Source organism: Pseudoxanthomonas sp. 134C1 (assembly GCF_057773065.1).
The window spans coordinates 1-22976 of record NZ_JBYMTH010000007.1; the positions used below are offsets into that span (position 1 = coordinate 1).

Genomic DNA, 22976 nt, shown 5'->3' on the forward strand with positions numbered 1-22976 from the left:
TGGTGGTGACGACCTGGCCGACGACGTTGCCGCCCTGGGAGGCGACCGAGGCCGCGCCGATGGCGAGCTGGTTGGCCTGGCGGGCCGAGTCGGCGTTCTGGCGGACGGTGGAGGTCAGTTCCTCCATCGACGCCGCGGTTTCTTCCAGGTTGGCGGCCTGCTGCTCGGTGCGGCGGGACAGGTCGGCGTTGCCGGAGGCGATTTCGCCGGCGGCGGTGTTGATGGCGGTGGAGGCGTCCTGGATGCGCGAGACGATGTCGGTGAGCTGGGCGACGGTGGCGTTGGCGTCGTCGCGCATGCGGGCGAACACGCCGCCCAGCGCCTGGCTGCCGTCGCCGTCCATGCGCACCGTCAGGTCGCCCCGCGACAGCGCGGACAGCAGGGTCGACACCCGATCCAGAATCTGCGCGTTCGCATCCAGCAATCCATTGATGCGCTCGGACAGGGTCAGGAAGAACCCCTGTTTGCCAGCCGTTGCGATGCGCCCGGTCATGTCGCCTGCGGCGGCCGCCTGGACGATGCGGGTCATCTCTTCCTCGACATCGACTTCCGAGGTGCGGTCGGACCACTCCACCACGAAGCCCAGGCGACGGCCGGCATCGTCCACCACCGGATTGATGATCAAGCGCATGACCCGCCCCCCCACCCGGATCTGCGCCTCATGGGTACCGCGCAGTTCCGCGAGCAGGCGCGACTGGTGTTCCGGATGCCGATGGAAGATGTCGATGCTGCCGCCAATCAGGGTCGCCACATCGAAGCGCGGCACGTCGCGGCGGATCTGTTCCTCCACCTGCGACAGCATCGCCATCAGTGGCCGGTTGGCGTAGACGACGTTGCGATCGGCATCGGCGATCATCACGTTCGCGGTCACGCCGTCCAGTGCGGTGCGGATGCGCAGATTTTCCTGTCCGGCGGTGCGCTCATGATGCAGGCGCTGCTGCAACTGGCCGCTCATCGACACCAGCGCGGTCGCCAGCGAGGCCGGTGGAAAATCCATCCGGGCGATGGCGTCCGACACCGGCTTGTCGGCCGCCACGTCGTGGGCCAGCGTGGTCAACCGGCGCGGCCCGTAGCCCAGCCACAGCAACTGGCGCCGCAGCTGCACGGCCATGATCACCAGCAGCACGGTTTCCACCACCACGTAGGCCGCGTGCAGCAGCACGATGCCGAAGCCGCTGCCCGCCGGGAACACCGGCACCGGCCAGCCGACCTGCTGCATGAAGAAGAACGCCACGTGATGCACGGCGATGGCGCCGGCCGCGACCACGATCGGCACCCAGTCGCGGTAATACAGCAGCAGCGCGATCATCAGGATCACGCCGAAATGCGCCTCGACCATGCCGCCGGACTGGTGGATCAGCACCGCCGACAGCACCATCAGCACCAGCGCCATCGTGATCCGGCTCAGCCGCGTGCCGGGGAACAGGCGGGTCTGCAGCGCGGCGACCACCACGCTGGGCAGCGCCACCGTCAGTACCGGCGTCCATTGGCCGTTGCGCAGCGTCAGCAGCAGCGCGACGACACCCAGCGCGGCGGCCAGCCACAGGAAGATGCGATCGGCGTCGGCCGCCAGTTCCTCCAGGTAGGCGTAGCGTTCGCGGCCGACGAGGCGGCTGTCGTTTCGGCGTGAATGCGGTTGGGCGGACATGCGATTCTCCTTATCTGCACGGGCAACGGGATCCGCTGATGAGCGCGCGTGGCGCGTCCTCGCGGTGGAAAGTCAGGTAGCGGGTCGCCAGCGGCGCGGTCGTCGCGCCGGCGCACAGCCCGTCAGGACGCGCCGGGCCGGCGTAGCGCAGCCGGCCATCGGCATCCAGGGCCATCAGGGAATGAGGCAGATCCGCGCGGGCGACGCCGGCCAGTTCGACCCAGCGGATTCCACGCGCGCGCAGCGCTTCACGCACGCGGCGGGTATCTTCGCGGTCATCGCAGGCGCAGGCGGAAGGCAGATGGAAGACGACCGCCGCGCCGCGATGGCGGGCCAGGTCCGCCTGTCCGCCCAGTGCGATCAGCAGCGCCTTCGCCTCGGAAGGCGGCGAGGAACGCACGGCACCGGTTTCCAGCCGGGCCAGCGCCGGCACCATCGCGCCCAGCCAGAGCACGAGCAGGCCCGGCCCGATCCAGGCGGGTGCGATCCTTCGCGGTGGTACGGCGGTCGATTCCATTGCCTGCCCTCTCCCCGGGGCCCCAATGGTCCATCTGGCATCAGTCCCAGATCCCAGCCATCGACCGTGCGACCGGAATCTTTATTACCTTCGCGACGGTGCCGTCGCGGCGAGACTCAGCTGAACAGGCGCATCACCAGCCAGTTGATCGCGCCGCCGCCCAGCAGCAGGAACGCGAACAGGCTCAGCGCCAGCAGCAACGGCTTGACCCCGGCCTGGCGGATGGCGCCGGCATGGGTGCGCAGGCCGAGCGCGGCCATCGCGGTCGCGAGCAGGACGGTATCCAGCTGCACGATCACCGCCACCCAGGCGGTCGGCAGCAGATGCAGCGAATTGAACAGGCTGACCGCGATGAACATCACCGCGAACCACGGAATCATCAGCTTCGGCCGCGCGCCGCTGGCGTCGGCACCCGCTTCCGCGCCCAGGCGGGCGGACAGGATCAACAGGAACGGCGCCAGCAGCATCACCCGGATCATCTTCTCGATCACCGCCACCGACGCGGCGGTTTCGCTGATCGCCTTGCCGGCGACCACGACCTGCGCGACTTCATGGATGGTGGAGCCGGCGTAGACGCCGTAGGCGTGCGCATCGATGCCCAGGTGCGGATACAGCGCCGGATACAGGAACATGCCGACGGTGCCGAACACCACCACCGTCGCCACCGCGACCGCCACCTTGTGTGCCTGCGCCTTGACCACCGGCTCGGCCGCCATCACCGCGGCCGCGCCGCAGATCGCGCTGCCCGCACCGATCAGCATAGAAGTCTCGCGGTCCAGCTTGAACAGGCGCGTGCCCAGCCATACCGCCAGCAGGAACACCGAGGCCACCACGATCACGTCGATCACCAGCCCGGCCATGCCGACCTGGGCGATGTCCTGCACGGTCACCCGGAAGCCGTACAGCACGATGCCCAGGCGCAGCAGGGTGCTCTTGGCGAAATCCACGCCCGGTGCGGTGCGCGCGGCGATGCGCGGGAAGAAGGTGTTGCCGGCGACGATGCCCAGCAGGATCGCGGCGGTCAGCGCGCTGATGCCCCAGCCCTGCACGGTCGGCAGGCCGGCCAGCCACAGGCCCGCGGCGGCCAGCAGTCCGGCGAGGCCAAGTCCCAGCCACCAGCCGGGCTGGCGATGCGGAGGAACGGACAGGGAGGACAGCGATTGGGTGGACATCGGGAAATGGCTGGGCACGGGAAGACACGGGCGGGACATTCCCGCCGACGGACGGCACCTTAGGCCCGCCCCTTGAATGAGTCCAATGCATATAATTCCCTCATGCATGAATATTCCTCATTCTCTTAATCTCCATCTGCTGCGGGTGTTCGTCGCCGTGGTCGAGCAGCAGGGCTTCTCGCGCGCGGCCGAGACGATGTTCATCACCCAGTCGGCGGTTTCCAAGGCGGTCCGCGAACTGGAGCACCAGCTCGACCTGCCGCTGATCGACCGTGCGCCCGGCGGTGCCCGCGGCATGCGCGGCGTCCGCCTGACCGAAGGCGGACAGGCCCTGTACGAACACGCCCGCGGCATCTTCGCGATGGAGCGGATCGCGCTGGAGGACATCCGCGAGCGGGTCGGCCTGCGCAAGGGCGAGTTGCGCATCGGCGCCAGCACCACGGTCGCCGGCTATTGGCTGCCGGTCCACGTCGCCGGCTACGCCCGCCGGCATCCGGACATCCGCACCCAGGTGATGGTGGCCAACACCGCCCAGATCGCCCAGGCCATCATCGATTGCACGGTGGACGCCGCGTTCGTGGAGGGTCCGGTCGACGATCCGCGCATCGATCGCCGGGTCTGGCGCGAGGAGGCGCTGGTGGTGATCGCGCCGGACGATCTGGCCGGCAGCGGCAGTCGCCTCGCCTCCGCCGCCAGCCTGAGCGAGCAGACCTGGCTGCTGCGCGAGGAAGGCTCGGGCACGCGCCGGGTCGCCGAGCGCCTGCTGCAGGCCCACGGCATCACTCCGAAACACCAGGTGGAGATCGGCAGCAACGAGGCCATCGCCCGCGCGGTGGCGGCCGGCGCCGGCGTCGCCATCCTGCCGTCGGTGGTGGTGGAGGATCTGATCGCGATGCGCCGGGTTCGTACCTTGTCGCTGGACGGCCAGGCCGCGTTGAGCCGCCGTCTGTACCGGTTGGAACTGCTCAACCGGCGTCGCTCGCCGGCGCTGGAGGCGTTCCTCGCGCACCTGCCGGGCGATTGAAGCGGGCCCGGCCGGCGCGAATTTGATCGCAAGGCACGGAGTGTGGGCTAGGCTGGCGGGAACCAAGATGGCGTCGTCCCCACGACGAGCCTTTCCGCCATGAACGCATCCTCCCCTCCCCGCCCGCGTACCGCCGCCGCCGCCGTCCAGGACGACCCGCGCTGGGCCGCCGTGCTGGCGCGGGACCCGGCCGCCGATGGCCGTTTCGTCTACGCGGTGAAGACCACCGGCGTCTGGTGCCACCCCGGCAGTCCCTCGCGCCTGCCGCGCCCGGAGAACGTGGTGTTCTTCGACACTCCCGAAGCGGCCGAGGCCGCCGGCTATCGACCCAACCGCCGCGCCGCCGCCGATCGCGCCGCCCTCGTCCGCCACCATGCGGACCTGGTCGCCCGCGCCTGCCGGCAACTGGAAAACACCGAGGAAGAGGCATCACTGGCGCAACTGGCCGAAGGCGCGGGCATGAGCCCCTACCATTTCCACCGCGTGTTCAAGGCGGTGACCGGGGTGACCCCGAAGGCCTACGCGCAGGCCCAGCGCGCGCGCCGCATGCGCGAAGGTCTGGAAGGCGACGCCACCATCACCGATGCGATCTTCGACGCCGGCTTCGGCTCGAACAGCCGCTTCTACGAAACCTCCAACCAGCGCCTGGGCATGCGCCCGAAGGACTGGCGCGCCGGCGGCGCCAATACCGACATCCGCTTCGCCATCGGCCAATGCTCGCTCGGCGCGATCCTGGTCGCGCGCAGCGAGCGCGGGGTCTGCGCGATCCTGCTGGGCGAGGATCCGGAAGCGCTGGTGCGGGACCTGCAGGATCAGTTCCCGCGCGCGCACCTGATCGGCGGCGACGCCGGATTCGAGGAATGGGTCGCGCGGGTGGTCGGCTTCGTCGAGGCGCCCGGCATCGGCCTGGATCTGCCGCTGGACGTGCGCGGCACCGCCTTCCAGGAACGGGTGTGGCAGGCGCTGCGGCAGATTCCGCCCGGCAGCACCGCCAGCTACGCCGAGATCGCCCAGCGCATCGGCATGCCGCGGGCGGTACGCGCGGTCGCGCAGGCCTGCGGCGCCAATCATCTGGCGGTGGCCATTCCCTGCCACCGCGTGGTCCGCAGCGACGGCGCGCTGTCCGGCTATCGCTGGGGCGTGGATCGCAAGCGCGAACTGCTGCGGCGCGAAGGCGCGGCGTGACCGGATACCGATGCGCCTTCCATGCGGCGTGCTACGTTCCCGCCTTCTCCATGACGACGTTGGGACGGGCATGCGCAAGACGTGGAAGCGCGCCGCAGGCGCGATGTGTCTCTGGCTGATGGCCGCGCCGCTGCTGGCGGACAACCCGGGCGAACGCGCCTACGCCGACGTGGATCCCTTCATCGGCACCGGCGGCGAGGGACATACCTATCCCGGCGCGACCGTTCCGTTCGGCATGGTCCAGCTCAGTCCCGACACCCGCATCCAGCCGCGCAAGGATGCCTACGGCTGGGCCGCCGGCTACCGCCACGACGACCGCACCATCGTCGGCTTCTCGCACACCCATTTCTCAGGCACCGGCCACTCGGATCTGGGCGACGTGCTGCTGATGCCGATCAGCGGCGAAGTGAAGCTGGAGCGCGGGAATCCCGATCAGCCCGGCAGCGGTTACACCTCGCGCTTCCGCCACGACGACGAGACCGCGCAGCCCGGCTACTACGCCGTCACCCTCGATGACTACAAGGTGCGCGCCGAGCTCACCGCCACGGCGCGGGTCGGCGTGCACCGCTACACCTTTCCGCGCGGCGAGCCCGCGCATGTGCTGATCGATCTGCGCACCAGCCTGTACGACTATCCGGGCAAGGTGCTGTGGTCGCGCCTGCGCCTGCGTCCGGACGGCACCGTCACCGGCTTCCGCGAGACCCGTGGCTGGGCGCCGGGGCGGCAGTTGTACTTCGCCCTGCGGTTTTCGCGGCCCGTCCAGGGCCAGCAACTGCACGACACCGAACAGGACGTGGCCTACAAGGGCTTCCCGCCGCCGGGCGAGAAGGACCCGCGCCAGCGCGCGCAGATCGAAGGTCGCCAGATCGTCGCGGCATTCGATTTCGCCGACGCGCAGGGACCGTTGCTGGTCAAGGTCGCGATCTCGCCGGTCAGCGAGGACAACGCGATCGCCAACCTCGACGCGGAAGTCCCGGGCTGGGATTTCGACGGCGTGCGCGCCGACGCGCGCCGCCAGTGGACGCAGGCGCTGGGCGCGATCGACGCGGACGCGCCGGAAGCGCAGCGGCGCAGCTTCTACACCGCGCTGTACCACACCCTGCTGGGGCCGACCCTGTTCATGGACAGCGACGGCCGCTATCGCGGACCGGACAACGCGGTGCACGAGGCGAAAGGCTTCACCCACTATTCGACGTTCTCGCTGTGGGACACCTATCGCGCGCTGCATCCGTTGCTGACCCTGGTGCAGCCGGAGCAGCGCAGCAACGACTTCGTGCAATCGCTGCTGGCCGCGCGCCGGCACAGTCCCTACGGCGTGCTGCCGGTGTGGGCGTTCCACGGCCAGGAGACGTGGTGCATGATCGGCTACCACGCCGTGCCGGTGATCGCCGATGCCTACATGAAGGGCATCCGTGGCTATGACGCCAAAGAAGCACTTGAGGCGATGGTCGCCAGCGCCAACTACGGGCCTTACGACGGCATCGCCCAGTACCGCGAACTCGGCTACGTACCGATCGACGAGGAGGGCGAGGCCGCGTCCAAGACACTCGAATACGCCTTCGACGACTGGACCATCGCGCGCGTGGCCGAGGCGATGGGACGCCAGGACGTCGCGGCCGAATTCAACCGCCGCGCGGCCAACTGGAAGCACGCCTTCGATCCGGCCACCGGCTTCATGCGCGCGCGCAAACGCGACGGCGCGTTCCGCGAACCCTTCGATCCCTCCGCCAGCGGTTACGGCACCGACTACACCGAGGGCAATGCCTGGCAGTACTCCTGGTACGTGCCGCAGGACGTGGCCGGACTGGCGCGGGCGCACGGCGGCGAGGACAAGCTGCTGGCGCGGCTGGACGCGGTGTTCGAGGCGAAGGTGGATCCGAAGATCTTCGCCCACATGGAAGACATCACCGGCCTGATCGGCTGGTACGCGCACGGCAACGAACCCAGCCATCACGTCGCCTACCTGTACGCGCACGCGGGCCAGCCCTGGCGCACCCAGGCGCGGCTCGGCGCGATCATGGCCAGCCAGTACGCGCCGCGCCCGGACGGCCTGGCCGGCAATGACGACCTCGGCCAGATGTCGGCGTGGTACGTGTTCACCGCGCTGGGTTTCTATCCGGTGGCGCCGGCCAGCAACCAGTACGTGATCGGCCGGCCGTTCCTGCCCCGCGCCACCCTCAACCTGCCCAACGGCAAGCGCTTCAGCGTGATCGCCGAAGGACTGGACGAAGCGCATCCGTACATCGGCGGCGCAACCCTCAACGGCAAGCCGCTGGATCGCGCCTACCTGGAGCACGCGGAAATCCTCGCCGGCGGCGAGCTGCGCTTCACCATGCAGGCGGAGCCGAATCGTGAATGGGGACGCGATGCGCGTCCCTATTCGATGGGCCATTGAAGGGACGCGATGCGCGTCCCTATTCCGCGAACAGCCAAGGGGACGCGATGCGCGTCCCCGTTGCATGAACCGCTGATCCGGCCCGGGCCGCGGGCTTCAGAAGCCCCGCGAGAAGCCCACCATCACGGTGGTGCCGCCGTCGGCGTCGCGGTCGATCAGCGGGCTGTCGCGCAGCGCGGACGGCAACCGGCGGTACTCGGCGCTGGCGATGAACAACCACTTCTCCGCGAACGGGCGAAGCACGGTCAGGCTGGCGTTGGGCACGATGGCGCTGCCGGGCCGGTAGCGCATCACGCCACGCGCGATTTCCTCGTCCAGGGTGCCGTAGTAGTAGTCCGCCAGGTCCGAGGACAGCCAGCGCACGCCGACACCGGGAATCAGTTGCCACGAGCCCGCCTGGAACGGATGGCGATAGGCGAGCGAGGCCTGGTAGCCCTCGCTGGTGCCGGTGACGTCCGCGCGCGCATCCAGTTCCAGTTCGCCGGCCGCGCCGCGCCAGCGCGCGCTCATCCCGACATCCGCGGCATCGTCGCGGTCGGCCAGCAGGCGGCGATCGATGCCGCGTTCCGCCAGTTCGGGAACACCGAAGTCATCGGCGTCGATGCCGTCGAAGCGACCGGCGACATAACCATCCAGCACGAAACCTTCCCGCGAGAACAGATGGACGCCGGCCTGCACGCCACGCCAGAAGAAGCGCTCGCCTTCGTACGACACGTTCGGGAACACCAGGGTGCGATCGTCCTCGCCCGCGTAGACGCCCTCGCGGCTGGCGACCGCCAGACCGGCACGCCAGCGCGATTCCGAGGCCTGGCCGGCCTCGCGATTGGATTCGGACACCACCTGCGCGGATGCGGGCGCGGCGGCACCGGCGAGCAAACCCAGGAAAACCAGGGGACGGAACGGCGACATGCGGACTCCTGCGGAGAATGCGTGGGGGACACGCGGGGTCCGCACGATAGGCATATCCCCTTTAAGCCCGCTTTAATCCGGCGCCGGAATCGGCAACGAAACCTTCGCCGTGTTTTCACGGAATGGTCATGCCAAGGCAACCGACAATCGGTGCACACCCGAAGGAGTCTACCCCCATGGAATACCTCCGCAGTGCCTACGGCAACGTCAGTCTGGAGCGCGCGGGCCAACAGGTCGCCGCCTGCCTCGCCAGCGATGACCCTCCGGACATTCCCGAAGACTTCGAGGATTTCAGCCGGCAGGATTTCCAGCGGCGCCTGCGTCTGCATCCGGACCTCGCGTGGAACGACGCATGCCGGGCCTACGCGCTGGCGCTCGCGACCCACGCCAGCCACGCCGGACGCACCGACGCGGATGTCGACGGCGAACTGGAGATCCGCTGGGACACGTTGCCCACGCCCCCCGTCGCGGCCTGGCCGCTGGCGCGCGTGCTGATCCATGAGAGCTGGCGCTGGTTGTCGCAACAGACCGCGAACACCGGAGCACCGCGAACCGGATAGGCCCCCTGTCCCGACGTCAGACCGGCGGCGGCGACTGCGGCAGGCCCACCGATGCGCGTACGCGCGCGGTGGCGGGCATGCGGCAGGCCTGCATGCGTCCTCCCATGCGCTCCCACACCGCGGCCACGATCGCCAGCACGGTTTCGCGATCGAGGCGCTCGCCGGGTGGAAGCTGGCGCTCGTACGCGCCTTCGATGCGATCGCCAAGCGCATCCAGCGGCTCGCGATGCCACTGCAGATAGAGATCGTAGGCGAACCTGAACGTCGGTTCGAATCGACGGAACGCCTCATCGTCGCGATGCCCTGGCACCGGACCGCAATGCTGCCACCGCTGCAGCTCGGCCTCGACGTCGATGACTTCGCACTTGCCTTCCTGGGTGAGTCCTTGCAACAGCATCCCTCTGCCTCCTTTCTCCGGCGGACTCCCCCAATATCCGCGCGCAACATGACAGGAACAGCAGAAACAACGCATTTCACGACCGAACACCGGTCGCCGGATGAACCGTTCGTCGGAAATCCGCGGCTTCGATGTCGTGCGCGCCACGGTCGAGGCCGGCATGGGTATCGTGGTCACAGTTTTCTGCGCCTACCCTCTGCCCGGAGCCATCCCATGTTGAAGAAAGTGGCCTTCACGATGTACCCGATCCGCGATGTCCAGCGTGCCCGAGACTTCTACGAGAACACGCTCGGTCTGCAACCCGGTTCGATGGGAAACCAGGGGGACCAATACTGGCTGGAATACGATCTGCCCGGTGGCGGCTGCGTGGCGCTGACCAATTTCATCGAGGATCAGCCCAGCGCGACCGCGGGCGGCACGATCGCCTTCGAGGTGGAGGACCTGGATACCTTGATGGCGCAACTGAAAGCGCGTGGCGTGGCCTTCCGCAGCGATGTCATCCACAGCCCGGTATGCAGGATGGCGGTGTGCGAGGACAGCGAAGGCAACTCGATCCTGCTGCACCAGCTCAAGCCGCGGACGATCACCTGATTCCCGATCCGCGGCGCCCCGATCGCAGGGCGATCAGTATCAGTACTTGAGGTTGAGTTCCGCGACGTGCGCGCGGTTGATCTCGTACAGTTCCTGGAATTCCTCCTCGGTCAGATCGTCGGAGGCGTAGACCGATACCGGTTCCCAGACATGATCCGTCGGCAACGGAGTGCGGGGACCGGCCTTGCGCGCCAGCACGATGCCGCGGCGCTCGACCAGTTCGGGAAGATCTTCCCAGCGCTCACGTTCGAAGTCGTTCGTGCCGTACAGCAGGATCACATCGTTCATCGTTTCGCCATCATTCGCTCTGCCGGAATCCGCAAGTCTAGATGGCTGCGCCGCCATTGCAACGGTCCGCGCGCAAAGCAGCGTGCCAGCCGTGGCACGCATTTTCCGTCACGCCGCCCGTCCGCGCGACGTCATTCCCTGCAGCAGGCTGCCCGCGAGCATCGCGGCGACGAAGATCAAGGCGCTTTCCACGCCCGCGGCCGCGCCGACCAGCGCCGGCCCCGGACAATAGCCCGCCAGTCCCCAGCCAACGCCGAACAGCAGCGCTCCCGCCACCAGCGGCGGATCGATGGTCCGTGCCGGCGGCAGCCGGAAGCGGTCCGCCAGCCATGGCCGCCCACGGCGCAGCACCAGGCGGAAGGCGATCAGGGTGGTCACGACGGCGCCGGCGAGCACGAACGCCAGTCGCGGGTCGAAATCGCCCGCGACATCGAGGAAACCGAGCACGATGTTCGGATCGGTCATGCGTGACAGCGCGAGCCCGGCGCCGAACACCGCACCCGCCAGCAGCGCCGCGAGCCAGCGCGTCACGCCGCCGCTCCGGGCACGTGCCGGATCACGTACACCGTGAGGATGGCCGCGGCCATGAACGCGATCACCGCGACCAGCGAGCGCAGCGACAATCGCCCCAGTCCGCAGACACCGTGCCCGCTGGTGCAGCCGCTGCCCAGACGGGTACCGAAGCCGACCAGCAAACCCGCCAGCAGCAGGACCGGCAGGCTCGCTGGCGAAGCGGACGCCTGTCCCGTCAGTTTCATCACCAGCACGCCGCCGCCGGCCAATCCCAGCAGGAACGCGATCCGCCAGCCGAGTTCGTCCCGATTCTTCGTGGCCAGGCCGTTGACGATGCCGCTGATGCCGGCGATGCGGCCGTTGAACAGAAGCAGCGCGGCGGCGGCCAGGCCAATCAGCACACCGCCGGCCAATGCGGATCCGAAGTTCACGAAGCGCGCCCCAGCTGATTGAGCGGCAGGCGCAGATAGGCGATGCCGTTGGCATCGGCATCCGGCAGGCGTCCGCCGCGGATGTTCACCTGCAGGGCCGGCAGGATCAGCCGTGGCACCGCCAGCGTCGCATCGCGCGCTTCGCGCAGGGCGACGAATTCCTCCTCGCCACGCTGGTGGCCGACATGGATGTTGCCGTCCCGCTGCGCCGCCACGCTGCTCTCGGCGCGCGGCTCGCGCCCGGCCGGATAGTCGTGGCACAGGAACACGCGGGTCTCCGCCGGAAGTTCGAGCAGGGTCTGGATGGACGCGTACAGCTTGCGCGCGCTGCCGCCGGGGAAGTCGACCCGCGCGGTGCCGGTTTCCGGCGCGAACATCGTGTCGCCGATGAAGGCCGCGTCGCCGATCATGTAGCTGAGACTGTCGTCGGTATGGCCGGGCGTGGCGATCACGCGCACCTCCAGGCCGCCCACGGCCAGGCGCTCACCATCACGCAGCAGGCGATCGAACTGGTGGCCGTCGGCGACGAAGTCGTCACCCAGCCCGAACAGCGCCTTGAAGCGTGCCTGCACCTGCACGATGCCTTCGCCAATCGCCAACGGCGCGCGCAGCACCTCGCGCAGGTAACCGCCGGCACTGAGGTGGTCGGCATGCGCGTGGGTTTCCAGGATCCATTCAATCCTCAATCCGCGCTGGCGGACATGCGTCAACACCGCGTCCGCCGATGTGGTGGAGGTGCGCGCACTGGCGGTGTCGTAGTCGAGCACCGGATCGATCACGACCGCGGCCCCGCCATCGGCCTCGGAGACCACGTAGGTGAAGGTGTTGGTGTCGGCGTGGAAGAAGCTGTCGACCCGGGGACGGACGGGAGTGTTCGGCATGGCCGGCTCCTTGAACTTTATTAAAGTATTTGCTAAATTAGCATTGTCTCAAATACCAATCAAGCCATGCCATCTCCTACCGATATGCAACGCATGGCCCGGCACGCGGAGGACGCGTCCGGCCTGCTGAAGGCGCTGGCGCATCCGGCGCGGCTGCTGGTGATGTGCCGGCTGCTCGAAGGCGAAGCCGGCGTTTCGGAGTTGCAGGGCCTGTCCGGGTTGTCGATGTCCGCGCTCTCCCAGCATCTGGCGGTCCTGCGCGAGGCAGGCCTGGTGGGCAACCGCCGGGTCGCCCAGTCGATCCTCTACTCGCCGCTGCCGGGACCGGCGTCCGGAGTCATGCAGGCGTTGTACGAGGCCTATTGCGCACCCGCGGCGCGCGCTTCCCGCACGCGCCGCGGCCGCTGATCACAGCCAGCGACGGACCCGCCGGCAGTACGCCGGGTAGGCATCGGGGAAACGCTCGGCGAGCATCCGCTCCTCCGGCCGGATCTGGAACCGGGTCACCCACGCCAGATAGAACACCACGCCGGTCAGCGCGAAGGGATGCCGCAACAGACTGGCCCACGCCAGCAGCAACAGCACATGCCCCAGGTACATCGGATTGCGGCTGAAGCGATAGGGTCCGGCCACCACCAGACTGCGCGCGGCCTGCGGACGCATCGGATTGACGGTGGTGCCGGCGCGGCCGAACCACCACTTCGGCACCAGATTCAGCCCCAGTCCCGCGGCCGCCAGGACCGCCGCCAGCCACACCGCGTCCGGCCAATGCGGGCGCAACCCGGGCGACAGGCGCGCCAGGCCCCACATCAGGCCAGCGGCGAACAACAGGACGACGGGAGGCGGAACGCGGGTTTCCAGTGCGTGGGGCATCGGTGCTCCATGACGGGGGACGGCGCTCTATCCGGCGCCTTCTTCATCCCTATACCAGCATTTCCAGCAACGCGCAGATCGCCTGCCGCTTGCGCACGGGCATCCGCCGCAGGAGCACCAGTACCCGGGCCTCCACATCGTCCAGCACCTGCCCGGAGGGCGCCACCGCCGGCACCTCGAACACCGGATGATTGCCGGCCTCGCCGCGGCCGGTCGCCAACCACTCGAACGGAACATGGGTGGCCACCGCAATCAGGGTGAGGTGTTCGAGGCTGGGATGGGTGCCTCCCTCGCGCTCCCATTGTGTGACGGCGCTTCGCTTCACTCCCGCCCTCTGTGCCAGTTCGGCCTGCGAAAGATTTGCCAGGACGCGCGCGCGCCGGATGCGCAATGCCATCGGAATCATCAGGAACTCCTTTCCCGCATGGGACCAAAAAGTCAGTGTTGCTGCCCCACAAGTGACACTGTCCAAAACTTGACCGGTTCCGCTTGCCTCCCCTCTCGCACCAACGTCCAGCGGTGCGAAATGCAGTGACTGGCAAGTGGCTCTTACTTCGTTTGCATTCCTTCCACGTTGCCAACGCAACGATCACGGATTAGTAACGACGCCGGGGAATGTAACGACAGTGCGCCCATCTATCAACGACCCACGTCGCACTGTCCGCGCACCGGATAAATCGCCGCAGGCGTAATCCGGAATCCAGGAAAACGAAAACGATTTCATACGGACTTGTACATCGACTACGGGGGGTAGTTTGATGGATACGAAGGGCTTCGTGCGGCATTTTTCCAGCCGCTTCATCCTGGTCACCCTGCTGACCATCAGCGCATTCGCGATCGCGCCCGCGCCGCTGAAGGCGCAGACCGGCTGCACCACCGGCGCGTGCATCTCGGCGGGCCCGCGGCTGGTTTCGGTGGACAGCACGCAGGGTCCGGTTCTCAATCTTCTGCTGCAAACCCTGCTGCCCGGCACCACGGTCAACGTCTCCGTGCTGGACTGGAACGCGCTGGCCGGTTCGGACATCAATCTCAACGCGCTGATCACCCAGTTGGGATTGAACCTCGGCATCAGCGACACCAGCCAGGTCCTCAACACCAACATCACCCTGGCGCAGCTGCAACTGGCGATGGTGCAGGTGCTGCAGGCCGATGGCCAGACCGCCGCGGCCAATGTGCTGGATGCCTTGCCACTCGACTTCGCCGGCCTGACCGGCCAGATCCGCCTGGCCGATCTGCTGCAGATCAGCCTGCCGCAGGGATCACTGGCCGACATCGATCTGGACGTGCTGGATCTGGTCACTGGTTCGGCGCAGCTCTACAACTTCCGCAACGTGCTGACCACGCCCACGCCGATCACGGTCAACACCGCCGCGCTGGGCCTGACCGGCGTGGCCAACCTGCAGCTGTGGCTGCAGGTGGTGGAACCGCCGGTGATCGTCTGCGGTCCCCAGGGCACTTCGTTCCACACCAGCGCCATCCGCATCAAGCTCAACGTCGATGTGCTGCAGGGCTTCAACACCCAGGCGATCATCAACGCGCTCAACGCCGCCGGCCTGGGGCTGACCAACGTCAGCCTGACCGCCGACGTGCTCAAGCTCCAGTTGTACGCCGACGTGGCGCGGGCCGAAGGCACGATCACCGCGATCGACTACGTGGCCGGCGCGGTGAGTTTCCAGGCGCGCCCCGGCCTGGTGAACTTCTACATCGGCACCATCGCCGACGGCATCTTCTTCAATCGTTCGCGGGTGGTGACCAATGCCGATGTCTCGCCGGTGGTCATCAACAATCTGCAACTCGGCTTCCGTCTCAATCTGCTGGGCGTCGGCCTGATCGACGTACAGGTGCCGCTGTCGGTCACCGGTCGCGCGGCCGCGACCGGATCCCCGGAACTGCGCAACTTCACCGTCAACGCACCCTACCCGCAGACACGCACGGCCAGCAGCGGGACCGTCAGCGCGGGCACGCTGATCGTGGACCTGCTCAACAACCTGGATCTCGAAGTCAGCCGGGGGACCCCGACGGTCACCCTGATACCGCCGTTCCCCCTGCCACCGGTGGTGATCGCCCTGCCGCCCGCGCTCGCACCGATCCTGGACACCATTGTCGATACCGTCGAAGCCACGCTGCAGGGCGCGGTGGTTCCCCTGCTGCAACCGGTCCTGACCACGCTGCTGGGCGGACTGGTCGACAACCTGCTTGCCCTGCTGGGCGTCCGCGTGGGCAATGCGGTGTTCACCGTCGAAGGCGTGAGCCGATCCTGCGTCGCCACGCTCGCATTGGCCAAGATCCTGGCGCCCACCACCGATCCCGGCCGCTTCAATCTCAGCATCACCCAGGGCGCCACCACGGTGGCGACCATCAGCAACGTCGGCAACAACGGAACCACCGCGCCTGCGCTGACCACGCCCGGACTCAGTTACGACCTGGCGGAAACCGCCGGAACCGCCACGCTGCTGAGCAGCTACACCACCACCTGGGCGTGCACGGATCAGGATGGCACCGCGATCAGTTCCGGCAGTGGCGCCACCTTCAGCCTCACCGCGCCGGCCGCCGGTCCCAATCCGGCCAGCATCACCTGCCGGATCACCAACAGCCGCGCCTTGCGCTCCGATGTTTCGGTCAGCAAGACCGACGGCAGCGGCAGCTACACGCCCGGTGGCGGCACCAGCTACGTGATCACCGTGTCCAACGCGGGCCCCGATGCGGTGAGCGGCGTCGTGGTCAACGACACCCTGCCCAACGGCGCCCGACTATCCGCGCCCTGGACATGCGTGGCGACCGGCGCGGGCAGCAGTTGTCCCGCCAACGGCGGCGCGACGGGCGACGCGGCCATCAGCCTGAGCGTCAGCCTGGATGCGACGGGCACCGCGACGATCACCGTCCCGGTCTCCTTCAGCGCCGACCCCGCGGCGTACTGACCGCGCGCCGCCGATGCCTGCGGCATCGCACCGAATCCACCCGCACGACCCGCTTGCCCGCGCACCCGACGCCGCAAGCCACCGCGAGGAACATCGTATGGATACCCGAGCGCTATCGACATCAAAGACCGTGATCCCGGCACGCGCCCGCCTCGGGCGCGCGACGTGCGGCGCGGCGGTGTTGTTGGGATGGCTGCTGGCAGCCGGCGGTGTGTCCGCGCAGACCTACCCGGCGAGTCTGGGCAATACGGCGACAGTCACGCTGCCGCCGACGGTGACCGATCCGCAACCGGGCAACAACAGCGGCACCGATACCAACGCGCTCGCGGCAGAAGCCGCGCTCACCCTCGACAAGACCCTGCTGACCGCTTCACCGGTCGTCACCGGCGGCACGGTGACCTATCGGATCACCCTCACCAACGCCGGACCTTCGGCGGCGCTGGGCGCCGCGCTCACCGATACCGTTCCCGCGGAACTGGGCAACGTCGGCTGGACCTGCGCGGCCAGCGGCGGGTCGAGTTGCGGCGCCGCCAGCGGCACCGGCAATGTCGCGCTCGTCGTGAACCTCATGCCCGCCGGGACGATCACCGTCGACGTGACCGGCACCGCGCCACCGACCACGCCGTCGACCATCGGCGCCAATACCGCCACGGCCACGCCACCACCGGGCACCACCGATCCCGATCCGGCCGACAACACCGACACCACACCGCCGGTGCCGGTCGCCGCGCGCCCGATCGTGGCGGTCGCCGACAGCGCCGGTCCGGTCAACGGCATCGCCGGCCAGGCCGATGTGGTCAACGTACTGGCCAACGACACCCTGGGGGGCGCACCGGTGGTTCCGGCGCAGATCACCTTCACCCCGGTCGGCACCGCGCAGTTGATCGTGAATGCCGATGGCTCCGTGGATGTGCCCGCCGGCACGGCGAATGGCACCTACACGACCAGCTACCAGATCTGCGAGACCGCCAATCCCGCCAATTGCGATACCGCGGTCATCACGGTGACGGTCAACTCCGCCGCCACCATCGACGCCGTCGACGATCCGCTTCCGCCGCAGGCGGCCGGCAGCATCACCCTGACGGCGAACGTGCTGGCCAACGACACCCTGGCCGGCGCGCCGATCATCCCCGCCCTGGTCACCCTGACCACCACGCCGAGCGGCCCGCTGACGATCGCGGGCGACGGCGCGGTGACGCTGGATCCGGCCGCGACGCCGGGCACTTACTCGGCGACCTATCAGATCTGCGAGATCGCGGTCCCCACCAACTGCGACAGCGCCACCGCCAGCGTGCGCGTGCTTGCCGTGATCAACGCCGTCGACGACGCGGCGGGTCCGGTCAACGGCAGCACCGGCGCGGCGTCGCTGCTCAACGTGTTGTCCAACGACAGCGCGGGCGGCGTCACCCCGGCGGCGCTGGCGACGGTGAGCCTCGCCGGCGCCGGCACGGCGGCGATCGTCTTCAACGCCGACGGCACCGTCAGCGTGCCCGCCGGCACCGCCGCCGGCACCCATGTCGCCAACTACACGATCTGCTATCTGGACGCGCCCACGGTATGCGACAGCGCGACCGTGCAGATCACCGTGGTCGCCCCCGGCGCCCTGGTCGCGAACGACGATGCCTACAGTGGCATCAACGGCACCCTCGGTGATGCCAGCGCCGGCAACGTGCTGGACAACGACACGCTCAACGGTGCGCCCGTCGCACCGGGCGACGTCGTGCTGACCCCGACCAACGCCGGTCCGGTCACCATCGCAGCGGACGGCACCGTGAGCGTCGCCCCGAATACACCGGCCGGCGTCTACACGCCGAGCTACCAGATCTGCGAAGCCGCGGTACCGGACAATTGCGATACCGCCACGGTGACCGTGACGGTATCGACCATCGATGCGGTGACCGACGCGCTCGGACCGGCGCCGGCCGGCACCAGCGCCGGCAACGTGTTGACCAACGACTTCGTCGACGGAGCACCGGCCACGCCGGGCGCGGTCACGCTGACCCAGACCAGCGGCGGTCCGGCCCTGACGATCGCTCCGGACGGCACCGTCACCATCGCCCCCGGCACGCCGGCCGGCCCCGTCGGCGGCGGCTACGAGATCTGCCAGGTCGCCCAACCCACCCTCTGCGACAGCGTGACGATCACCGTCACGGTCGCGGCAGGCACCCTGATCGCCGTCGATGACGCGCTCGGTCCGGTCAACGGCGGCACCGGTGGCGCGGCCGGCGGCAACGTGCTGGACAACGACACCCTCAATGGCGCGCCGGTGACGGCGCCGCAGGTGACGGTGGCACCCGCCAACGTGGCGCCGATCACCATGGGTACCGACGGTACCGTTTCGGTGGCCGCCGGCACCGCGGCCGGCAGCTATACCGCCAGCTACGATTTGTGCGAAGCCATCAATCCGGCCAATTGCGACACCGCCACGGTCACCGTCGCGGTGACCACGCTCGATGCCGTGGACGATACCCTGGGCCCGGTCAACGGCGGCATCGGCGGCAGCGCCGGCAACGTGCTGACCAACGATCGCCTCGACGGTGCTCCGTTCACCACCACGGCGGTCACCCTCACGCCCTCCAATACACCGCAACTGACCATCGGCGCCGACGGCAGCGTGACCGTCACCGCCGGCACCGCGGCCGGCACCTATGCGGCCAGCTACCAGATCTGCCAGGTCGCGCAACCCGCGGTCTGCGATACCGCCGCCATCAGCGTCAACGTGATCGTCGATGCCGCGCTGAACGCGGTGGACGACGGCTTCGGTCCGATCGATGGCACGGCAGGCAGCGCCAACGCCGGCAATGTGCTGGCCAACGATACGTTCAACGGCGTCCCGGTCACGCTCGCCACCGTGGTGTTCACGCCCAACGCGGGCGCGCCCCTGGCCATCGACGCCAACGGTGTCGTTTCAGTGCCGGCCGGCACGCCCGCCGGCATCTACAGCGCCAGCTACCAGATCTGCGAAGCCGGCAACCTGTCCAATTGCGACAGCGCGCAGGTGACGGTCACGGTGCAGGTGCTGGCCGCGATCGATGCGATCGACGATGGTCCGTACGTGGTGAACGGCGCCACCGGCAACGCCGGCGTCGCCAATCTGCTCGCCAACGACACCTTCAATGGTGGCGCGGTCGCTGCCGGCAGCGTGAGCCTGGCCAGCACCGCCGCGGCGCCGCTCGCGGTCGATGCCAACGGTGTCCTGTCGGTCGCGCCCGGCACGCCGGCCGGACCGCTCACCGCGAACTACACGATCTGCGAAACCGGCAATCCGGGCAATTGCGACACCGCCGCGATCAGTGTGCAGGTGGTGGTCGTGGATGCGCAGGACGATGGTCTGACCCTGGCCAACGGCGCCAGCGGAGGCGTGGCCGGCAACGTGCTGGGCAACGACATCGTCAACGGCGCCGCCGCGTCCGGCGCGAACGCCACCGTCAACGCGACCGCCACGGCGCGGCTGAGCCTCGGCGCCAATGGCGATGTCATCGTCGCGACGAACACCGCGCCCGGCAGCTACACGCTCGCCTATACCCTGTGCGTGCTCGCCGCACCGTCGATCTGCGACACCGCCACGGTGACGGTCACCGTGGCCGCGGGTCCGCTGCCGATCAGCGCGGCCGATGACAGCGGCTCGGCCGCCGGCCGCGGCGGCGGCATCGCGATCGCCAATGTCCTCGCCAACGACCAGTTGGGCGGCGCCACGCCGACGCCGGCGGAGGTCACGCTCATCGTGACGGTCGCGCCGTCGCATCCGGGCATCACTCTGGACACCGCCAGCGGCGCGGTGACGGTGGCCGCGGGCACGCCCGCCGGCGGCTACGCGCTCGAATACCGCATCTGCCAGATCGCCGCACCGGCCAACTGCGCCGGCGCCACCGCGTCGATCACGGTCAATCCCGCCGCGGTGGACGCGGTCGATGATGCCGCCGGCCCGGTCGGCGGCCTGACCGGTGCCACCGGCGTGGTCAACCTGCTGGCCAACGACACGATCGACGGCGCGCCCACCGCGCCGTCGGACGTGGGCTTCACCGTGCTGTCCGCCGATGCGCCGCTGACGGTGCAGGCCAATGGCCAGGTGGACGTCGCTCCCGGCACCCCGGCCGGCACCTACACGGTGACCTATCGCCTGTGCGAACTGCTGAATCCGGCCAACTGCGACCAGGCCACCGTGACGGTGCAGGTGCAGGCGGCGGCCATCGACGCGATCGACGACGTCGCGCCCGCACCGGTCGGCTCGGTGGCCGGCGGCCAGGCCATCGCCAACGTCGCCATCAACGATCTGCTCAACGGGGTGGCGGTCACGCCGGCCCAGGTCGAACTGAGCCAGACCGCAAGCACCCACGCCAACGTGCGGTTGCAGGCGGGCAACGGCGCGGTGACGGTGCTGCCGCGCACGCCGGCCGGCACCTACACGGTGACCTATCGCCTGTGCGAGCGGCTCAATCCTGGCAACTGCGACACCGCCATCGCGACCCTCGCGGTCGCCCTGCCGGCCATCGACGCCCAGGACGACACCGCGCCGCCGATTCCGGGCGGCGTGGCCGCGACCGGCGTGCTCGACGTGCTGGCCAATGATCAGTACGACGGCGGCGCGGCGGCGACGCCCGCCATCATCCTCGCTCCGCGGGTCCAGGGACCGTTGACCCTCAACGCGGACGGCAGCGTGGACGTGGCCGCCGGCACGCCGGGCGGCAGCTACACGCTGACCTACACGCTGTGCGACGCGATCAATCCGGCCAACTGCGACAGCGCCACGGTGACGATCGTCATCAATGCCACCGCGATCGCCGCGGTGGACGATGCCGGCCAGACGCCGCAGGGCACCACGCTGGTGATTCCGGTGCTGGCCAACGACACCTATGCCGGCGCGCCCGCCGACGCCAACCGGGTGCTGGTGCAGAACCTCACCACGCCCGCGCACGGCACGGTCGCGGTCGGCGCCGACGGCGGCGTGACCTACACGCCGACGGGTTATTTCAGCGGCGACGACAGCTTCCGGTACGACGCCTGCGAACGGGCCGTGCCCGACAATTGCGCCACCGCGACGGTGGCCATCACCGTGCTGGCGAACATCGTCACCGCGGTCGCCGATCAGGCCAGCGCGCGCCAGGCGCCGGTCGTGATCCCGGTGCTGGCCAACGACACCGCCGAGCACGCGCCGCTGGATCCGGCTTCACTGAGCATCGTCGTCGCTCCCGCGCATGGCCAGGTGGTCTGCATCCAGGGCGCCTGCACCTACACCGCCACGCCGCGCTACGTCGGCCAGGATCGGTTCGAGTACCGGGTGTGCGATGTCTCCGTGCCCACGCCGGTCTGCGCGCAGGCCGCCGTGGACATCGACGTGCAGGCCGAACCGGTGGTGCTGCGCCTGAGCAAGACCGCCGCGCGGCGCACCGCCCGCATCGGCGATCTGGTCCGCTACACCCTGCGGATCGACAACGTCGGCGAGGCCGATGCCGAACAGGTCAGCCTGTTCGACCGCCTGCCCGAAGGTTTCGTGCTGGTGCCCGAATCGCTGCAGGTCGGCGACGACGATGCCGCCGGCGCCCTGTCCAACGCGCGTCCGCTGCGGATCGGCGCGCTCGACATCGCCGCCGGCCGCAGCGCCACCGTGATCTACGTGCTGCGGGTGGGCGCGGGCGTCGGACCGGGCGTGCACACCAACCGCGCCATCGTGCGCGACGACGAAAACGCGGCGCTCAGCAACGAGGCCACCGCGGACGTCGAGGTCACCGGCGACCCGATGCTGGACGACAGCCTGATCATCGGCAGCGTCTTCCATGACGCCAACGCGAACGGCCGCCAGGACCCGGGCGAGCGTGGTCTGCCGGGCGTGCGGCTGGGCACGGTCGAAGGCCTGCTGATCGAAACCGATCGCCATGGCCGCTTCCACCTGGCCGGCATCGACGGCGGGCGCTGGGCACGCGGGCGCAACTTCCTGATCAAGGTGGATGCCGCGACCCTGCCGCCGGGCAGCCGCTTCACCACCGAAAACCCGCGCGTCCTGCGCATCACGCCCGGCGTGCCGGTGCGCTTCGACTTCGGCGTGCAGGTGCCGGGCATGCCGCTGGGCGGCGGCACCGGCGAGGTCCAGATCGATCTGGGCCAGGTGTTTTTCGCCACCGGCAGCGCCGACGTGCCGGCGGAACACGCGCCGCTGTTCGAGCGGATCGCCGAACGCCTGCGCGAAGGCGATGGCGGACGGGTGATCATCACCGCCCAGGCCGACGAACTGGTGCTCGCGTTCCATCGCGCCGCCGCCGTGCGCGCCGCGCTGGACGCGCGGCTCGCACCCGGACTGCGCCAGGCGACCGCGATCGAGCTGCACACGCAGGTGGATGGACGCACCGCCCTGGTCACGCTGGACCAGGACATCGGACTGGGCACCCTGCTGTTCGACACCGACAGCGCGGCCATCCGTCCGCAGTACCAGTCGCTGCTGGGAGCCATCGCGGAACGGATCGAACGCGGACCGGACGTGACCGTGAGCATTGCCGGCCATGCCGACGCGCGCGGCTCGGAGGCGCACAACCTGCGCCTGAGCCGCCAACGCGCCGACGCGGTCGGCGCGGCCCTCGCCGCGCGGCTGTCCCCCACGGCGCGCACGCGCCTGCGGCTGGAAACCGGACCACCCACACCCACCGCGGCACGCAGGAAAGGACGCTGAGGGGGACATGATC

General features: G+C 69.1%; 19 protein-coding genes. 8 read left to right on the forward strand and 11 right to left on the reverse strand.

The features are described from left to right. The 3 genes from AC3DEZ_RS13655 to AC3DEZ_RS13665 all read right to left on the reverse strand — a co-directional run. On the reverse strand, positions 1-1648 hold a 1648-nt coding region (locus AC3DEZ_RS13655), incomplete at its 3' end, for a methyl-accepting chemotaxis protein (RefSeq protein ID WP_488388697.1). A 10-nt stretch (positions 1649-1658) separates the two neighbouring features. Further along, entirely contained in the window at positions 1659-2165 is a 507-nt protein-coding gene (locus AC3DEZ_RS13660; RefSeq protein WP_488388698.1) for a hypothetical protein, read from the reverse strand. A 116-nt stretch (positions 2166-2281) separates the two neighbouring features. After that, on the reverse strand, positions 2282-3337 hold the full coding sequence (locus AC3DEZ_RS13665; protein ID WP_488388699.1) for a YeiH family protein: 1056 nt from the start codon (positions 3335-3337) through the stop codon (positions 2282-2284). A gap of 106 nt (positions 3338-3443) precedes the next feature. Here AC3DEZ_RS13665 and AC3DEZ_RS13670 point away from each other — a divergent pair, with 106 nt between their 5' ends. The 3 genes from AC3DEZ_RS13670 (at position 3444) to AC3DEZ_RS13680 (ending at position 7941) form a co-directional block, all read left to right on the forward strand. Continuing rightward, the gene (locus AC3DEZ_RS13670) at positions 3444-4361 is read left to right on the forward strand and encodes a LysR substrate-binding domain-containing protein (protein ID WP_488388700.1); all 918 of its coding nucleotides are present in this window, start codon (positions 3444-3446) and stop codon (positions 4359-4361) included. A 99-nt stretch (positions 4362-4460) separates the two neighbouring features. Continuing rightward, a complete protein-coding gene (gene ada / locus AC3DEZ_RS13675; protein ID WP_488388701.1) occupies positions 4461-5546 on the forward strand; it encodes a bifunctional DNA-binding transcriptional regulator/O6-methylguanine-DNA methyltransferase Ada in 1086 nt (361 codons plus the stop codon). 103 nt (positions 5547-5649) lie between these two features. Continuing rightward, on the forward strand, positions 5650-7941 hold the full coding sequence (locus tag AC3DEZ_RS13680) for a GH92 family glycosyl hydrolase (RefSeq protein ID WP_488388852.1): 2292 nt from the start codon (positions 5650-5652) through the stop codon (positions 7939-7941). Positions 7942-8037: 96 nt separating this feature from the next. On the opposite strand, the gene AC3DEZ_RS13685 is transcribed toward AC3DEZ_RS13680, so the two are convergent. Continuing rightward, the gene (locus tag AC3DEZ_RS13685) at positions 8038-8850 is read right to left on the reverse strand and encodes a MipA/OmpV family protein (RefSeq protein ID WP_488388702.1); all 813 of its coding nucleotides are present in this window, start codon (positions 8848-8850) and stop codon (positions 8038-8040) included. Positions 8851-9026: 176 nt separating this feature from the next. Between AC3DEZ_RS13685 and AC3DEZ_RS13690 the strand changes: the two genes are divergently transcribed. Further along, positions 9027-9410, forward strand: a complete 384-nt coding sequence (locus AC3DEZ_RS13690; protein WP_488388703.1) for a hypothetical protein — start codon at positions 9027-9029, stop codon at positions 9408-9410. A 16-nt stretch (positions 9411-9426) separates the two neighbouring features. Here AC3DEZ_RS13690 and AC3DEZ_RS13695 read toward each other — a convergent pair whose 3' ends face one another. Next, a complete protein-coding gene (locus AC3DEZ_RS13695) occupies positions 9427-9807 on the reverse strand; it encodes a hypothetical protein (protein WP_488388704.1) in 381 nt (126 codons plus the stop codon). A 213-nt stretch (positions 9808-10020) separates the two neighbouring features. Between AC3DEZ_RS13695 and AC3DEZ_RS13700 the strand changes: the two genes are divergently transcribed. Beyond that, the gene (locus AC3DEZ_RS13700; RefSeq protein WP_447103659.1) at positions 10021-10398 is read left to right on the forward strand and encodes a VOC family protein; all 378 of its coding nucleotides are present in this window, start codon (positions 10021-10023) and stop codon (positions 10396-10398) included. A 39-nt stretch (positions 10399-10437) separates the two neighbouring features. On the opposite strand, the gene AC3DEZ_RS13705 is transcribed toward AC3DEZ_RS13700, so the two are convergent. From AC3DEZ_RS13705 to AC3DEZ_RS13720, 4 genes are all read right to left on the reverse strand, one after another. Next, positions 10438-10686 (reverse strand): hypothetical protein, encoded by a 249-nt coding sequence (locus AC3DEZ_RS13705; RefSeq protein ID WP_447103660.1) that lies wholly within the window; start codon positions 10684-10686, stop codon positions 10438-10440. 108 nt (positions 10687-10794) lie between these two features. Further along, on the reverse strand, positions 10795-11217 hold the full coding sequence (locus tag AC3DEZ_RS13710; protein ID WP_488388705.1) for a DUF6691 family protein: 423 nt from the start codon (positions 11215-11217) through the stop codon (positions 10795-10797). Beyond that, the gene (locus tag AC3DEZ_RS13715; protein WP_488388706.1) at positions 11214-11630 is read right to left on the reverse strand and encodes a YeeE/YedE family protein; all 417 of its coding nucleotides are present in this window, start codon (positions 11628-11630) and stop codon (positions 11214-11216) included. The genes AC3DEZ_RS13710 and AC3DEZ_RS13715 overlap by 4 nt, the downstream gene beginning before the upstream one ends. Further along, positions 11627-12511, reverse strand: a complete 885-nt coding sequence (locus tag AC3DEZ_RS13720) for an MBL fold metallo-hydrolase (protein ID WP_488388707.1) — start codon at positions 12509-12511, stop codon at positions 11627-11629. The genes AC3DEZ_RS13715 and AC3DEZ_RS13720 overlap by 4 nt, the downstream gene beginning before the upstream one ends. Positions 12512-12604: 93 nt before the next feature. Between AC3DEZ_RS13720 and AC3DEZ_RS13725 the strand changes: the two genes are divergently transcribed. Next, positions 12605-12919 carry an ArsR/SmtB family transcription factor gene (locus AC3DEZ_RS13725; RefSeq protein WP_488388708.1) on the forward strand — a complete coding sequence of 105 codons (315 nt, stop codon included), beginning with the start codon at positions 12605-12607 and terminating at the stop codon, positions 12917-12919. Here the strand turns inward: AC3DEZ_RS13725 and AC3DEZ_RS13730 are convergent, their stop codons facing one another. Both AC3DEZ_RS13730 and AC3DEZ_RS13735 read right to left on the reverse strand, forming a co-directional pair. Further along, entirely contained in the window at positions 12920-13384 is a 465-nt protein-coding gene (locus tag AC3DEZ_RS13730; RefSeq protein WP_488388709.1) for a methyltransferase family protein, read from the reverse strand. It lies immediately after the preceding gene. A gap of 49 nt (positions 13385-13433) precedes the next feature. Continuing rightward, positions 13434-13790 (reverse strand): helix-turn-helix domain-containing protein, encoded by a 357-nt coding sequence (locus AC3DEZ_RS13735; protein ID WP_488388710.1) that lies wholly within the window; start codon positions 13788-13790, stop codon positions 13434-13436. Positions 13791-14142: 352 nt separating this feature from the next. Here AC3DEZ_RS13735 and AC3DEZ_RS13740 point away from each other — a divergent pair, with 352 nt between their 5' ends. Together AC3DEZ_RS13740 and AC3DEZ_RS13745 are read left to right on the forward strand one after the other, a co-directional pair. Continuing rightward, entirely contained in the window at positions 14143-16302 is a 2160-nt protein-coding gene (locus tag AC3DEZ_RS13740; RefSeq protein WP_488388711.1) for a hypothetical protein, read from the forward strand. Positions 16303-16432: 130 nt separating this feature from the next. Beyond that, positions 16433-22963 carry an Ig-like domain-containing protein gene (locus AC3DEZ_RS13745; RefSeq protein ID WP_488388712.1) on the forward strand — a complete coding sequence of 2177 codons (6531 nt, stop codon included), beginning with the start codon at positions 16433-16435 and terminating at the stop codon, positions 22961-22963. The last annotated feature ends 13 nt before the right edge of the window (positions 22964-22976 follow it).